Source organism: Myxococcus sp. CA005 (assembly GCF_006518205.1).
In the GTDB taxonomy this organism is placed as follows: Bacteria; Myxococcota; Myxococcia; order Myxococcales; family Myxococcaceae; genus Myxococcus; species Myxococcus xanthus.
In genome coordinates, this window is record NZ_SRLV01000051.1 from 1 (window position 1) to 15,709 (window position 15,709).

Annotated in this window: 11 protein-coding genes; 8 read left to right on the forward strand and 3 right to left on the reverse strand. The window is 65.5% G+C overall.

What is annotated here, in order from left to right; all coding sequences use genetic code 11:
• Nucleotides 1-130 precede the first annotated feature (130 nt).
• The 3 genes from mutS (at nt 131) to FMQ63_RS22145 (ending at nt 6,628) form a co-directional block, all read left to right on the forward strand.
• Nucleotides 131-2,833 (forward strand): DNA mismatch repair protein MutS, encoded by a 2,703-nt coding sequence (gene mutS / locus FMQ63_RS22135; RefSeq protein WP_171452285.1) that lies wholly within the window; start codon nt 131-133, stop codon nt 2,831-2,833.
• 523 nt (nt 2,834-3,356) lie between these two features.
• Nucleotides 3,357-5,306 carry an amidohydrolase gene (locus FMQ63_RS22140; RefSeq protein WP_225909283.1) on the forward strand — a complete coding sequence of 650 codons (1,950 nt, stop codon included), beginning with the start codon at nt 3,357-3,359 and terminating at the stop codon, nt 5,304-5,306.
• Between the two features lie 497 nt (nt 5,307-5,803).
• On the forward strand, nt 5,804-6,628 hold the full coding sequence (locus tag FMQ63_RS22145) for a hypothetical protein (protein ID WP_011553905.1): 825 nt from the start codon (nt 5,804-5,806) through the stop codon (nt 6,626-6,628).
• A gap of 74 nt (nt 6,629-6,702) precedes the next feature.
• Here FMQ63_RS22145 and acpP read toward each other — a convergent pair whose 3' ends face one another.
• From acpP to FMQ63_RS22160, 3 genes are all read right to left on the reverse strand, one after another.
• The gene (gene acpP, locus FMQ63_RS22150; protein ID WP_081436820.1) at nt 6,703-7,035 is read right to left on the reverse strand and encodes an acyl carrier protein; all 333 of its coding nucleotides are present in this window, start codon (nt 7,033-7,035) and stop codon (nt 6,703-6,705) included.
• Between the two features lie 170 nt (nt 7,036-7,205).
• On the reverse strand, nt 7,206-7,799 hold the full coding sequence (locus FMQ63_RS22155) for a DUF998 domain-containing protein (RefSeq protein ID WP_011553903.1): 594 nt from the start codon (nt 7,797-7,799) through the stop codon (nt 7,206-7,208).
• Between the two features lie 57 nt (nt 7,800-7,856).
• Nucleotides 7,857-8,414 (reverse strand): sugar O-acetyltransferase, encoded by a 558-nt coding sequence (locus FMQ63_RS22160; RefSeq protein WP_011553902.1) that lies wholly within the window; start codon nt 8,412-8,414, stop codon nt 7,857-7,859.
• 494 nt (nt 8,415-8,908) lie between these two features.
• On the opposite strand from FMQ63_RS22160, the gene FMQ63_RS22165 reads away from it, so the two are divergent.
• The 5 genes from FMQ63_RS22165 (at nt 8,909) to FMQ63_RS22185 (ending at nt 15,686) form a co-directional block, all read left to right on the forward strand.
• On the forward strand, nt 8,909-11,011 hold the full coding sequence (locus FMQ63_RS22165) for a pyridoxal-dependent decarboxylase (protein WP_020478093.1): 2,103 nt from the start codon (nt 8,909-8,911) through the stop codon (nt 11,009-11,011).
• Nucleotides 11,012-11,054: 43 nt separating this feature from the next.
• Complete coding sequence (locus tag FMQ63_RS37520) at nt 11,055-11,975, forward strand: hypothetical protein (protein ID WP_171452283.1); 921 nt, start codon at nt 11,055-11,057, stop codon at nt 11,973-11,975.
• A 289-nt stretch (nt 11,976-12,264) separates the two neighbouring features.
• A complete protein-coding gene (locus FMQ63_RS22175; protein ID WP_225909282.1) occupies nt 12,265-13,632 on the forward strand; it encodes a hypothetical protein in 1,368 nt (455 codons plus the stop codon).
• Between the two features lie 106 nt (nt 13,633-13,738).
• Entirely contained in the window at nt 13,739-14,872 is a 1,134-nt protein-coding gene (locus FMQ63_RS22180) for a DUF3616 domain-containing protein (protein WP_011553898.1), read from the forward strand.
• A gap of 49 nt (nt 14,873-14,921) precedes the next feature.
• Nucleotides 14,922-15,686 carry a DUF3592 domain-containing protein gene (locus tag FMQ63_RS22185; RefSeq protein WP_011553897.1) on the forward strand — a complete coding sequence of 255 codons (765 nt, stop codon included), beginning with the start codon at nt 14,922-14,924 and terminating at the stop codon, nt 15,684-15,686.
• Nucleotides 15,687-15,709 lie beyond the last annotated feature (23 nt).

Consider the following 15,709-nt stretch of genomic DNA (forward strand, 5'->3'; position numbering starts at 1 on the left):
GGTAAGGGAACTCGGCGGGTAGGGCGCCGGTTCGTTGATCCAGGGGTGGGGCCATGAGAGAAGGGCAAGGATGGCCGTGACGCAGCAGGCGAAGGCAGGCAGGACCGTAGCGGTGGAGCTCCCCGGGGACATGACGCCCGAGGTGGGGCCGGTGAACGAGGGTGCGGGCGCCCGGGAGATTGCCTCCCTGACCCCCATGATGCGCCAGTACATGGAGGTGAAGGCGCTCCACCCGGACTCGCTGCTGTTCTTCCGGTTGGGTGACTTCTACGAGATGTTCTTCGAGGACGCGGTGAAGGCCTCGGAGATCCTCCAGATCACGCTCACCGCGAGGTCCAAGGGCGCGGACAAGGTGCCCATGTGTGGGGTGCCCTATCATGCCGCGCGGCGCTACATCGGCCGGCTCGTGTCGGAAGGGCTGAAGGTCGCCATCTGCGAACAGGTGGAGGAGCCGGGCAACGGGCCGGGCATCGTCCGCCGGGAAGTCACGCGGGTGATTACCCCGGGCATGGTGCTGGACGAAGAGGTGCTGGAGCCGCAGGCCAGCAACTTCCTGGCCGCCGTGTCCTGGAACGACAAGGGCTGGGGCGCGGCGCTGCTGGAGGCGTCCACCGGCGAGTTCATGGCCCTGGAGGCCCCGGGCATCGCGGAGCTGGCGGAGTCGCTGTCGCGCGTGGAGCCCCGTGAACTGCTGGTGCCGGACGGGAAGCGGGACGCGCCGGAGGTGGCGCAGCTGCTCGCCCGGCTGGTACGCACGCCGGCGGTAGCGGAGGGCGAGGCCGCGTCATTCGAACCCACGCGGGCGGCGGGCTACCTGCGCAGCCATTTCGCGGTGCAGTCGCTGTCCGCATTCGGGCTGGATGACGCGCCCCTGGCCGCGGGCGCCGCGGGCGCTGCGCTGCGCTACCTGAAGGACACGCAGAAGACGGCGGCGGCGCACGTGGACCGGCTGAGCCGGCAGGAGCGCGGCGGCAACCTCCTCATGGATGAGTCCTCCCGGGCCAACCTGGAGGTACTGCGCTCGCTGCGGGACGGTGGGCGCAAGGGCTCGCTGCTGGGCGTGTTGGACAAGACGGTGACGAGCCTGGGCGCGCGCAAGCTGGCGCGGTGGCTGGCGTCTCCGCTGGGCTCCCTGCCGGAAATCCACGCGCGGCTGGACGCGGTGGAGGAGCTGTCCGGGCGCAGCGTGTGGCGCGAGGAGCTCGCTGGCATCCTCAAGGAAGTAGGAGACCTGGAGCGGCTGTGCGGCCGGCTGTCGCTGGGCGCGGGCAATGCACGGGACTTGCGCGCGCTGGGCTTGTCGCTGGCGCAGCTTCCCCGGGTGGTGGCGGTGCTGGCGCGGTGTGAGTCCCCGCTGCTCAAGTCCCTGACGGGGCCCCTTTCCGCGCTGCCGGAGCTGGCGGAGCTGCTGTCGCGCGCCGTGGCGGAAGAGCCGCCGGTGACGCTGAAGGACGGCGGCATGATTCGCGCCGGCTTCCACGCGGAGCTGGACAAGCTGGTGGCGCTGTCCACGTCCGGAAAGGACCTGCTGCTTCAGATCGAGCAGCGGGAGAAGGAGCGCACCGGCATCTCCTCGCTGAAGGTCCGCTACAACAAGGTCTTCGGCTACTACCTGGAGGTGACGAAGTCGAACCTCGACCGGGTGCCCAAGGATTACATCCGCAAGCAGACAACGGTGAACTCCGAGCGCTTCGTCACCCCGGAGCTGAAGGAGTACGAGGAGCAGGTGCTCACCGCCGAGGAGCGGCGGTGCGCGCTGGAAATTCAGCTCTTCGAGGAGCTGCGCGCGCAGGTGGTGTCGGCGGCGCCGCGCATCCGGTCCGCCGCGGAGGCGGTGGCCACTGGGGACGCGCTGCTGTCCTTCGCGCGGTGCGCGGCGGAGTACGGCTACACGCGGCCGGAGGTGGACGCGTCCGTGGCGCTCAGCATCACCGCCGGGCGGCACCCGGTGGTGGAGCGCATGCTGGGGGCGGGGGATTCGTTCGTTCCCAACGACGTCCGCCTGGATCCGGCGGAGGACGCGCAGCTGATGGTGATTACCGGTCCGAACATGGCCGGCAAGAGCACGGTGATGCGGCAGGTCGCGCTGACGGCGCTGATGGCGCAGGCGGGCTCGTTCGTTCCGGCGAAGGCGGCGCGCATCGGCCTGTGCGATCGCATCTTCACGCGCGTGGGCGCGGCGGACAACCTGGCGCGCGGTCAGTCCACCTTCATGGTGGAGATGACGGAGACCAGCCACATCCTCCACCACGCCACGAACAAGAGCCTCATCATCCTGGATGAGATTGGACGTGGCACGTCCACCTTCGACGGGCTCTCCATCGCCTGGGCGGTGGCGGAGCACCTGCACGACACGGTGGGGGCTCGCGCGCTGTTCGCCACGCACTACCACGAGCTGGTGGACCTGGCCCGCGAGCGGCCCCGGGTGAAGAACCTGTGCGTCGCCGTGAAGGAGCAGAACGGCAAGGTCATCTTCCTGCGCAAGCTGGTGCCGGGTGGGGCCAGCCGCTCCTATGGCATCGAGGTGGCGAAGCTGGCGGGCCTGCCTCCGGAGGTCGTGGGGCGCGCGCGTGAGTTGCTCCAGAACCTGGAGTCCGGGGAGCTGGATGACGCGGGCCGGCCCCGGGTGGCCGTGCGGCAGCCCCAGGGCGGCCGGCGTGGGGCTTCGACCGGGCAGCTTGGACTGTTCGGCATGGAGCCGGCGCAGGGTGGCACCGGGGTGACGCCCGCGCAGCAGAAGGCGCTGGACGCGTTGAAGGGGGCGAGCATCGACCGGATGACGCCCCTGGACGCGCTCAACCTGCTGGCGAAGCTCCAGCGCGAGCTGGAGTAGGGCGCGCCCGCCTGGGACGCCTGTGCTGTTCCTCGGTGAGGCCCTCGCTCGGGCGCAGGGCCTCGCCGCACCCGCCCGTATCAGGTTGTGTCCCGAGGGCCCCGTCACCTCCCGAATCGGAGTCCGTTGATACGGATCGGGTGGGGTGGATGGGGCTCACGGCAGGGACTCAATGCTCGCGTCTACTAGCGTGTATCACCCAATGGCGGACCGGACGGTTGCAGGGCGCGGCTCGCGCTGACGCGTCGGTCCGGCGCTGACGTGTCAACGGACAGTCCGTCGTGTCAGTTCACAGCCTCACGGCTGATGCTCCCTGGGGACGGGCCGCGTCTGACGTGTCAGTGACACCTGCTGACGCGTCGGACGATGTCTTGACGCGTCTGTTTTTGCTCCTTTGGTGTGTGTGGGTTTGATTGAATTTCTGTGTATGGTGTCTCACCTCATTTAAAGGAGTCCTATGTCTGGACCTCTGCGTCGAGATGCCTCATGTCCTCCCCGTGCATTCCCCCGTGGCTCCAAGCTCGTGGCTGCACTCGCCCTCCTGTCGTCCTGCGCGGCGCCCGTCGAGCGCGGTCCCGCAAAGCCTGGCGCCACCCTGTTCCTCGGGAAGGTGCTCACCATGGACGACAGTGGGACGGTCGCTGGCGCCGTGCTGGTGGATGAGCGAGGCCAGATCCTGAAGGTCGGCACCGCGGACGAGGTGCAGAAGGGCCTGGACACCTCGGTGCAAATCGTCCAGCTCGCGCCCGGGCAGGTCTTGATGCCGGGCTTCTTTGATCCGCACCTGCATTTCATGCCCACGCTCCTTCAGAGCACGCTGGGCACCCACGACCTGGCGCCCTGCCTGCCTCCTCCCTACAGGGTGGATCCGTCCGTGGACTGCAAGGCCCGTAGCGAAGTGCTGGGCGCGCTCTCCGCGATGGCGCTGGAGGGCACGAGTGCCGTCGGCGGCAACGCCTTCGTCCTGGGGATGAACCTGGACCCGTCGAGGCAGGTGTTCGACAACACGAAGGGGTGCGGGGTGGGTGGACCTTCGCCCTTCACGGCGCAGCCGAAGTTCTACATCGAGGCGTGCGTGAGCAAGGATCGTCCGGTGATCATCCTGGATCAGTCGGGACACCTGGGCTACGTGAACCAGAAGGCCTTCGATGTCGTCTGTGGCGTTCAGAACGCCAACGCCAACACCTGTACGATCCCCGATTCCGTCAAGAGTGGCGGCGGCGACTGGGTCACGGATTCGGCGAAGAACTTCGTGGGCCTGCTTCAGGAGCCTTCCGCGTTCGGGCCGTTCCTGACGGCGTTGCAGAAGAACCTGCCCGTGGCGCAGGTGTTCTCCGATCCGGTCAAGTTCGCGGAGACGGGGGGCGCGGACGTCGAGCGCGTCATTCGGGGGCTGCGCGACGCGGGCGTCACCACCATCGCGGACGGCGGCCTCCAATCGGTGGCGCAGATCAACGCGGTGAAGCGGTTCACCGAGCTGCCCGGTTTTCCCTTCCGAATCACGGGCGTCGTGGTCGCCGAGGCCGCGAAGACAGCGAAGCTGAAGCCGACGGCTCCTGCCTGTGAGCCGAAGGCAGGGAATGACTGCGCGCTGCCGAAGTGGCTGGGCGCCGGTGGCATCAAGGTCTGGGTCGACGGCTCGACGCAAGGTTGCACCGCGAAGCTCGAGGCGCCCTACCACTACCTGGCCGGCGGGCACTGCTCGGGTGATGGCGAGGGCCGGGCCGACTACGACAACGTGCAGGCGCTCACCGAGGATTTGAGCGAACTCTGGACCCAGGGCGATTGGCGGTTCCAGCTCCACGCCAACGGCAATGGGGCGAACAACTGGGCGATCGATGCGCTGTCTCGGCTCCAGCAGACGAAGACGAACACGCGCCCCGTCCTCCTCATCCACAACACGGTGGGCCGGCCCGCGATTTCCAAGCGCATCGGTGACCTGCGCAATGGTGCGGGGGTGATGGATACGAAGCCGGTACCGACGCTCGACGTCCAGGTGACGCACCTCATTGGACACGTGGCGTATTGGGGTGATGCCTTCGTGGGAATGCTGGGGCACGAGGCCGCGAGCGAGATCGATCCGATCGCCTATGACCGTGAGAACAAGATCCCGTTCTCGCTCCACAGCGATTCGATGGTGACGCCGACGCGTCCGCTCTGGTTCGTGGAGCAGGCCGTCACGCGGCGCACCTGGTCCTATCCGGACTTCTCGAAGGAGTACGTGCTGGGCGCCAAGCACGCGGCGACCGTCGATGAGGCGCTGCGCGCGATTACCATCGTGCCGGCCCGTCACCATGAGCTCGACAAGCTGATTGGCAGCATCGAGCAAGGCAAGGTGGCTGACTTCGTCGTGCTGAGCGCCAACCCGCTCGATTTCGACCCGGCCAACGGGGGAGACCCGACGAAGATCAGCCAGATTCAGGTGCTCCAGACGTACCTCAACGGACGGCCCACCAGCGGCAGCCAGCACTGATTAGCGCTCAAGCGCCCAGTCCAGACGCCTCCCACAGGGGACTCCTGTGGGAGGCGTCTGATTTCATACTGAACGGACCGCGTGCCCACCGGATGCTCCTCGAGCCGGGGGGAGCCGGAGTCACTCCCGTAGCTCGCTGTTCGGAAATGTCGGGGGTTTTGCGCCGCGAAATCTCCCGACAATTCCGAACAGCGAGCTGTTGAACGACGTGGACTGTGGATATTGCCATACGGCGAATGCGGCCTGTCGAGGCGCGTCAATATCCATGTCTGCCGTTGGAATTAAAATCGGGCATGGAGGGGTTTTGCTGGATGTCATTTTTGACACGCCTGGCAGACAGGTGGCTTGCTCGACTTTGTGTTTGGGCTGCGCGTAGACTGGCCGCTGCGATGTAGCTGTTTGCGGGAATAGTTCGCTGCCCGAGGGCAAGGAGCGTTTGCCGCAAAGCGTTGCATCGCGATCCGACCCTCTGAGTCCACTACAACCCAGGGAATCACATGTTCAAGAACTGCATCGCCCGTGCTGCGATTCTTGCGACCACTGCTGTCCTTGCCACCGGCTGTGGCTCCGACGTTCCAGAAGAAAGCCTTGAGGCTGACGCGCTCGGCACGCGCAGTGACGCGCTGGAGAGCATCCAGTTCTGGCACGACTTTCGCGCGTACAGCGGCGTGTCGGACGAGTGTAACGGATTCAATGTCTCCGAAGGCCGGGGCCTGGGGCAGTGGACGAGCCAGGTTCGCCTGGACACCGACTCCCGGCCGCAGGGGTGCTGGCAGAAGTTCGGCATCTATGACCCCTACGGTGAGCTGAGCGGGCTGTCGCTGACGGTCAGCTTCTTCGGGCAGGGCAACCCGACCTCCAACGGGCAGTGCGACAACCCGGGGACGTACGTCGTCCCCGTGGGCCCTGTGCTCAACTGGGCCGGTCCCTGGGGAATCGATACCACCGACGCCTATGGTGGCTGCGTGCAGACGTTCAGCATCTCCGGGCGCAGTGACGTGGCGCTGGATGTGCGGTTCGACGCGGACCGACACAATGGTCAGTGCCTGAACGCTGGGATGCACACGGTGACTTCGAGCAATGCCGTCACCCTGACGCTCGACATGGACAATCGTTTCGGCGGTTGCTACCAGACCTTCCGGCTCCGGAAGATGACGTGTGGCGACAACATCTGTGAGGCCGGTGAGACCTGTCCGGCCGACTGCAATCAATGCGGCGACGGCATCTGCAATGGCTCAGAGAACCGATTTACCTGCCCCGAGGATTGCAGCCCCGTCATCCCGGGCGAGTGCGCGATTTTCTGCCCGCCCGAGTTCCCCTGAGCCTGGCTGCACGGAGAGGGCTGCGTGGCCCTCTCCGTGCCTCCAAGGCACGCTCTGGTCAGGACCCGCGTTGTTCAGTCGGGAAGGTTTTTGATGACGTAATCGCACGCGTCCCCAACCGTTATGATCTTCTCGGCTTCCTCGTCTGGGATTTCGATGACGAAGGTGTCCTCGAGATCCATGACGAACTCAATGTGGTCGAGGTAGTCCATCCCCAGGTCCTCGATGAGCCGGGCTTCGGGGGTGATCGATTCGAAATCGGCACCCGAATGATCCTTGACGATCAACTTTACGATGTCGCACACGTGCGGCACGGAGTTGATGGAGCGTTGTCCGACGAGTTGAGCGGCTTCTGCCGGAATTGCGCTGGACGTGCGCCCCTCTGTCGAAGCGAGCAGGGAAATCATTACGAGACACGGCAGGACGGCATGGTGAGCAGCGGACCGGAACACAAGAATCTCCTTGGCTGGAAGGAGAACACAGGATTCTTTCGGCCACAGCTCATGTCAAGATGCTTGCTTGCTGACTTTGGAATCTTGCTGTTCTTTCGCAAAGCCCTGATGGTGCAGGGATTGGCTCAGGCCCCGACCACCAGCCACACGCCCACCAGGACCATCCAGCCGAAAACCGTCGCCTCGATGAGTCGCTGAACGAGTCCTCGCACGGGCGATTCGAAGGACAGCACGAAGATTCCGGCGAGGACTCCCTTGCCCAGCGCGGCAGTGAGCATCGCAAGACCGGACAGCATCGCCGTGTCCTCGAAGGCGCGCCCGAGCTCAATCAGGCCGGCGCCCGCGCCGAAGTAGCCGATGGCGGCGACGATGTTGTGAACCTGGTTCCTCCAGGTCCCCCAGAATGGCGCGCCAGCGTCACATGGGAACACCGCGGCGCCGACGTAGCTGACGCCCAGGAAGGAAAGCAATACGAGGCCCGTTTGGGTGTCATCCTGCAACTGCCCTCTGAGCATCGCCACGAATACCCAGACCGCGAGGCCCAGTGGCGCGAAGGCGAGCCAGGCAACTCGGGCCGCGTCGGGTGCCCCCGTTTCTCCCAGCTCGCTGATGGTGTTTCGCACGTGGCTGTAGCCAGGGCGACGACGTGCGAACCACCACGGCGGTACGGCGGCCAGCAGACCCGCGAAGACCGCCGCGACGAGGACCCAGAGGCTCATTCTCCAGCCTCTAAGCGCGCGCTCCCTCTGGCAAAAGCGCGCCGTCGGGCTCGACGGTTACTCGGTAATCTCGCGGATGACGCGGCAGGGGTTCCCGGCCGCGAATACGCCATCCGGAACGTCCCTGGTGACGATGCTGCCCGCGCCGATGACCGCGCGTGAGCCGATCCGAACGCCCGGGAGGATGATGGCGCCGCCTCCCACCCAGACGTCTGAACCGATCGTGACGGGCTTGCCGAACTCCTCCTTCCGCCGCAGCTCCGCGTTGAACGGGTGCATGGGCGTGTAGATCTGCACCCCAGGCCCGAACAGTGTGTAGTCGCCGATGCTCACCCGGCACACGTCCAGCACGATGCAGTTGAAGTTGAAGAACACGCGCTGGCCCAGCTCGATGTTCGAGCCATAGTCACAGAAGAAGGGCGGCTGCATCCACACCGTGTCGCCACCCACCCCCACCAATGCTTGAAGGATGCGCCGCCGCTCCTCCTGCTCACCCTCACGGGTGGCGTTGAGCACCTGGCAGAGGTCCCGCGCGCGATTTCGGGCCGCCACGAGCTCCGCGTCAAACGGGTCGTAGAGTTCCCCGTCCAGCATCTTCTGGCGTTCGGTCTTCATGGGCGTTCCTCCTGATGGGCCTTGTTGGCAGGGATGGGACTTGTGGCCACGACATGGCGGTCGCAGGAAGCGGAGTGGTTCCTGTGCGTCCACTTTCCGACGCGGAGCGTCGCTCAGGGCGACCTCGCCGGTGGACAACTCCCTCCCCGCAGCAGCCGTGCGCGAGCCCGTTCCACGCGCCGCTGGACCCCGTCCGCATGGACGGGCACCACCATGGAGCGCTTGAAGACCTTGCAAGGGAATTGAGGACATTCCTCATGCCCCGGCAGGTGGTGTGTCCTCTGGACTTACGACACTAGGTTTGGATGGCCTTGGGTTGTGAGGGCTGAGAGACGAGCGGGCGCTCATTCGGTCGCGGTTCTGTAGCAAGGGAGCTGGTCATGAAATCACGACGGGATTTCAGAGGTCCGAGCTTTGCGAGGCTCCGTGAGGGAATGCGGCAGGTAGCGACCGCCAGCAACATTTCAGGACTGGATGGAGCTGGTACCCGCGCAGTGGAAGCGTGGTTCTTGGGGCCCAAGGGCGAAAACGCGGATGTCTTGGAGTCTCTCATTGTAGAGGCCATTCGGGACCAGGTGTTCTGGCGCCGCAACTTTCACCCGGGAGACCCGACTCACATCACAGAGGAGATAAAACGCAGCCCCGAATATATCGAGGCCCTTGATGCGCTCGTTGCCGGACACCGCTCGCTGTTGGCATTCCTGAAGAAGTCCGTTCCCTTTTTCAGCATGCGCTACCAGGGGCATATGAATTGGGACCTCACGCTGCCAGGGGTTGTCGGGTACTTCTCCGCGATGCTGTACAATCCGAACAACGTTGCCTTCGAGGGCTCCACGGCAACGACGCTGCTCGAAATCCTCGTCGGTGACGACTTGTGCCGGATGCTTGGCTATACCATTCCGGACACCGGCGGCCTGGCTGCCGGTGCCCTCCGACCCTGGGGCCACATTACGTGCGATGGGTCGGTGGCCAACATCGAGGCCATCTGGGCGGCGCGAAACCTGAAGCTTCTGCCCGTTGCCCTCCAGGCCGCGCTTCGGGAGGACGCATCGATTGCGCTCGGCAGAGACCTCACGGTGCCCGTTCCTCAAGGAGGAACAGCGAAGCTCGTGGAGCTCGACACCTGGTCCCTGTTGAACCTTCCAGAAGACACCGTGCTGGCCCTTTTCGGACGACTGACTCGGGAGTTCCAGATCCCCCGAGATACCCTCACTGAGGTGCTGGCTCGCTTCTCGCTGCAAAACCTCGGCATGATCGAGTTCTCACGCCGCTTCTTGGGAGACGTTCCCGAGCCTCCAGTATTCCTGGTGCCGGGCACGCGTCACTATTCGTTCCCGAAGGCCGCGGCGGTGCTGGGGATCGGCGCCTCGAATATGATCGATGTGCCCGTGGACCTCGATGCGCGCATGGATCTCACCGCCGTGCGTCGAATCCTGGAGGACTGCCTCACGCGGCGAAGGCCGGTTTACGCCGTCGTTGCGGTCATTGGCAGTACCGAAGAGAGCGCCATTGATCCATTGAAGGAGCTCCTGGCTTTGCGTGACGAGTACCGAAGCCGAGGACTCGACTTCCACGTTCATGCGGACGCAGCCTGGGGGGGATATCATGCGTCCTGTATCCGCGAGGATTTCGCAATGCTGGAGCCCTTGACGCGTGGCTTCGCCGCCGCTCCACCTCCCGCCATGCCACTGAGCCGGTATGCGACGGAGCAGCTCCGCGCACTAGAGGGCGCGGACTCCATTACCGTGGACCCACACAAGTCGGGCTACATCCCTTATCCAGCTGGCGCGCTCTGCTACCGCAACTCGGCCATGCGCGATCTGGTCACCTTCAGCGCCCCCGTGGTCTTTCACGGAGACGCAGAGCCCACAGTTGGCATCTACGGGCTCGAGGGCTCAAAGCCGGGCGCTGCCGCTGCGGCCGTGTATTTGAGCCACCGGGTCATTCGTCCCACCCGAAGTGGATACGGGAAGATCATTGGGCAGGCGCTCTTCAGTTGCAAACGCCTCTATGTGCGTCTGCTCTGCATGGCGAAGGAAGGGGACCCATTCGTGGTCGTTCCGGTGTCGCGGCTTCCGGCAGAGGCAAACGGTGGAAATATAGTAGAGCAGCTCCAATTTCTTCGTGAGCGCATTGATCGGGCGACGTCTGCGCAACTGGAGAAGGATCCGGAGGCAATGGCGTTGCTGCGAGAGCTCGGCCCGGATGAGAATATCCTTGCATACGCGTTCAACTTCCGGACTGCCACGGGGGAGCTCAACCGGGACCTTGCGCTGGCCAACCAGCTCAACAAGGCAATTTATGATCGGCTTAGCATCGATCCGGGATCGGACATCTATGGCTATGACTTGATCGTCAGCACGACGGATTTGTCTGGCCCGGGTTACGGTCGTGGCTTCATCGAGAACTACAAGGCCCGGCTCGGAGTAGGTGGCTCGCCGGGCGACAACATCACGGTGCTGCGTTCGGTGACGATGGACCCCTGGGTTACCGAAACGAAGGAGGGATCCTTTATCGACGTGTTGGAGGTTGAGTTCCGCAAGGTGGTGTGTGCGGCTCTTGAGGAACTCATTCCCACTCGAGACAGGGGCTACTGAGATGGCCGGGCGTCGCTTTCTATTGTACTTTGCATGGAGTCGCGTGCTCGAAGAGAAGGCGTCGCTGGGTACTCTGGAAAACCGCTATCCAGCGCTTTTTGAGCTGCGGCGTGCCATCTGGCCTCACTATGAGTGGGCGGCAGATGGAGAGCGCTATCGGCAGGGCATCGCAGGTTTTCTTGAGCACGTCATTCTCTTTGATTTTCAGCGGTTCATCCAGGTCATTCTCGAGGCCACCGGCAACGCCGTAACGCTCGTGGAGCGTCAGAGCGCAGAAGGGGGCTGCAGTCCCCTGGATGACCGGCTGCTCAGTAGTGCAGACACCGTTATCGTTGTGAGTCTCGACCATCTGGTGACGGAGCAGACGGTCGATGCGAACGAGGTGGCCGCGGTTCGGCGGTTCCTGATGCGCTCGGGCACGGCGCTCATCGTCTGTCCTCATCATGACGTAGGGGCGCCTCCAGAGCAGTCGGCGCGAGAGGTCGAGCTCCTGCACCACGGTGACCGCCTTGTCTCTTCTCAGCAGCGGCTCGGTGGTGTGGCGAGATCCCTGCTCGCGGAACTGGGCTTCCCCGTGGAGAATCGCTACGGGCTCAGCCCGGCGGCCGCGCCCGATGGTGGACCCGCGCCGCTCGATGTGGCTACCCACCTCGACACGCCTGGGTTTCTTGTGGGCGTAGAGACGTTCAACCTCCACGCGCATCTGCCACACTTGTGGGTACCACCTGCGCTGGAAGGCCGCGTGAGCGTGCTGGCGCGCCAGTTGATTCACCCCTCAGCGCCGCCTCATCCTTTTGTCGAACGCGGTCATGACCGGTTCAATGCCATGCTGTGGATGCCGCCCGATGCGACTCGTGCTGGGCACCTGCTCGTCTGCGACGCCACCATCTGGAGCTCGGCTTTTGGTGGCCTCACGAGCTTGAACCGATTCTGGCAGAATCTGGCGCGAATGCCCGCGTCATAGGCTGGTGGCAGCACACGCGGATGGCGCCCACCCGCGTCGGCGCTGTCCACTGTCTTCCTGGGCGACCAGCCACGGCACGTTCGCCCAGCCGTGCGGACCAGCGCGCCCTTCTCGTCCCATGAAGCAGTGGACCCACGACGCTCCACTGCGCATCGTTTGCACTTGCTGGGAGGTGTTGATGGCAAGGACAGAGAAGGGGCGGAAGGTGGCGCGCGGGGGGACTCCAGCGGGGCGTACCGCTGTGAGGCGTACCAGGAACGGCGCGCTGGGAGAGAGCGAGTCTCAGGGCGTGGACATTCGGAACCTGCCTGCCTGTATTCAGGACATTGTGCTGGCCGCACAGGATACCGACCCGGGACCGCCGGAGCCCCTCGATTATCACCAACTCCGGGGCCGCATCGAAGCGGCTCGTGTGACACTTCCGCCGCTCTATCGCGACGAGGTCCTGGTTCCCTTTCTCCGCATCCTGGACAAGCTCGGGTCCCAGGGGTTTGCGGAAGTGCTTCTGCGGGACCCCACGCGCGAGCGCGAGGCGGGGCTCGTGATCGACGCTGCGCACACCATCCTTCAGAACGGGGAGAACTATCAACTCGTCGCGACGGATGCATTTGAGGAGGTCGTGAGCGATCTGTATGACGGGTTCTTGAGCGCGGAGGACCGGCGGAACGTCAAGCCCCCAGATCGGGGAGTCATCCCGCCTCTGGTGAAGTGGGGGAGCCCTCAATTCGGGCCTTATACGTGGCCGGTGGATGTAACGAGGTCCGTCCTGGGGATGGGCGCTGGTATCGTGAGCCTTCCTCCCGCGCATGCCAGGGTGGGGCTGCTGGCGTGGTCTGCGATCGGTCATGAGGTGGGAGGGCACGACATCCTGCATGCCGATGATGGATTGCCGGAGGAGCTTGCCATTGCTGTGAATGAGCACTTGCAAGCGGGAAAGCTCGCTTCATTGGGTCACTACTGGAGTGAACGCATCGACGAAACAGCGTCCGATGTCCTCGGCATTCTCAACATGGGGCCGGCCGCGGGCATCGGGCTCATTGGCTACTTTCGAGGGTTGAATCTCGCATTCCGTGGAGAGGGAAGACTGCGTAACGGTGGGCGCGCTTCGGATCCCCATCCCGCGGGTATCCTTCGGGGGTTCCTGGCGGCCTACGTTGTTGCGCGCCTGCGCTTCGACCACGCGGCGGAGTGGTCTCAGGTGATTCTCAATGAGGTGAGAATGGATGTGGTGCCTGAGGAGCTGGTGCTGGCAGGAAAGAAGGTGGACCCCGAGGATGCGCGGAGATCCGCCGAGCTGGTTGCGGAGGTGATTGTTTCCAGCAAGCTGAACGCTCTTGAAGGGCACTCACTGGGCTCCATCCAGACCTGGCGCAATAGCGACGAGGAGAAGGTGCAGGAGATGCGGCGCCTTCTTGTGTCCGGCCTTGGGGCTCTTCCTGATGCTGTGACCGAAGGCATCTACGCCGCGCACCTCGTGGCGGCGGGTGTCACCGCCGCGCTGGCCGCGGAGGCGGACGTCCGGCGAATCTTCGACCGAATGATTCGGCTGCTGAAGCAGATGCACGATCGGAACCCGTCCTGGGGGCCGCTCTTCATCCGGCACCGCAGCGACGTTGCGCCGCACTTTCTCTATCCATACCCACGCCATCGGGTGTGATTGAGCACGCAAAGCAAAGTGCCGGAATGTCTGATGCGGTAAGCTGTCTCACCGGGGCATCGTCACTGCCGCCGGTGAGCAGCCTCCACTTCATGGTTTCCGCGCATTGAGTGATGGCGCCCACTGCTCAATGCAAGCGCAGGGTCCTGTGTCTCGCAGCACACAAACGGCGCCACGCCACTCCCCGCATGGCCGGGGAGTGGCCAAGAGTGGGGCCATGAGGATGCTGCCTGTCTGCATGGGAGTCCTGGTCTGTGGGTGCGCGGCGCACGGCGTGGGGGAGCGGCCAGACGCCGTCACCGCCGCGTCCATGGATGGCCGCGAGGTGCTGCGCTTCGAGGGCATGTGTGACGCCTCCGGCGCGGTGGCGCTCGGCGGCAGCCTGTTCGTCGTGGGCGACGATGAGGACAACATCCTCCGTGTCTACGACGCGCGCCGGGGCGGTCCACCCGTGCAGAGCGTGGACCTGTCCCCGGACCTGGAGCTGCCCGCGGCGAAGAAGAAGCCCCCGGAGGCGGACATCGAGGCAGCCACCGGGCTGGGCTCGCTGTCCTTCTGGCTGACGTCCCACGGCCGCAAGAGCTCCGGGAAGAAGGCGCCCAGCCGGCTGCGCTTCTTCGCCACCAAGGAGACGGACGCGGGGCCCCGGCTGGTGGGCCGGCCGTACACGCAACTCCTGGATGACATGCTCGCGGCGCCCCAACTGGCGCGCTTCGGGCTGGACGGGGCGGAGACGAAGGCGCCCAAGGCACCGGGTGGGCTCAACATCGAGGGCATGACGGCCATGGCGGATGGACGCACCATCCTCGTGGGCTTCCGCAGCCCCGTGCCCGACGGGAAGGCGCTGCTGGTGCCGCTGCTCAATCCGGTTGCGTTGGTGGAAGAGGGCGCTCGGGCCCAGTTGGGCGAGCCCGTGCAACTGGACCTGGGCGGCTTGGGCATCCGTTCGCTGTCCTGGTGGCGCGGCCGCTACGTCATCATCAGCGGTGGCACGGCGGGAGAGGGCACCTCGCGGCTGTTCACCTGGCGCGGCGGTGAGGACGCCCCGGTCGCCGTGGAATCGGTGGACCTGGCGGGCCTGAACCCGGAGGCCTTCTTCACGCCGGAGGACACCGAGGAAATCCTGCTGCTCAGCGACGACGGCGCCGCGCCCGTGGACGGCGTTGAGTGCAAGCGGCTGAAGGACCCGTCGCGCAAGCGCTTCCGGGGCGTCTGGGTGCGGCTGCCAGAATCGCCGTGAGGCGGCGTGTGCGTCCGTCCGCCGCGCTTGGGGTAGGCTGCGCGTCCATATGCAGCTGGCCATTCCGCATGCTCCCCGGCAGGTCCGACTGACGCAGGTGCCCGGCGCCGTGGGGCGCGTGGTACGAGGCGTCCTCCTGGGACTGGTGGCCGTGGCGTTCCTGGGCACCGGCGCCGGCTGGGCTGGACGCTACTTCGTCGAAGAGCAGGGCTTCGCCGCGCGGGCGGAGGAAGTGGAGGGGCTGGTGGTGGCCTCCCGCCTTCCCCCCCTGGACGCCCGGGATGGCGCGGAAGCCACCCTGGAGGTGCTCTACACCTTCGCGGAGGCGGAGCACTCCGTGTCCGGCATCCGGACCTTCGCGGAGTACGCCGAGGGCCTGGGGCGGGGCGCTCGGGTGACACTGCTGGTGGACCCCGCGATGCCGGACCGGCCGCGCGAGGCCGGCTTCGCCCGCTCCCGCGCGATGCGCGTGGGGCTGCTCCCCTGGGGCATCGGACTGGGCGTGCTGGTGGCCGTGGGGTACTTCGCGTGGGAGATGCGGCGGCTGTGGCGCTCGGAGGTGGAGCCGCTGCGGCTGGGCGCGCTGGTGTGGCTGACGCCGGACGGGCCCCTGCCGGAGGCCCGGAGCGAGGTGTCCTTTCCGGCCCACTATTTCCGGCAGGACGTGAAGCACGCGGTTCGCGCCCGGGTCCGGCCGGGGCGGGCGCCCGTGCGCAACGGGGAGAAGGTGCTGGCCGCGGTGGTGCCCCGGCAGCCTGGGTGGGCGCGCGTCATCGACCAGGACCTCGCGGGGGTGCTGGGGTGGCTGCGCTGAGACAGATGGTAGGGGCCGAAAAT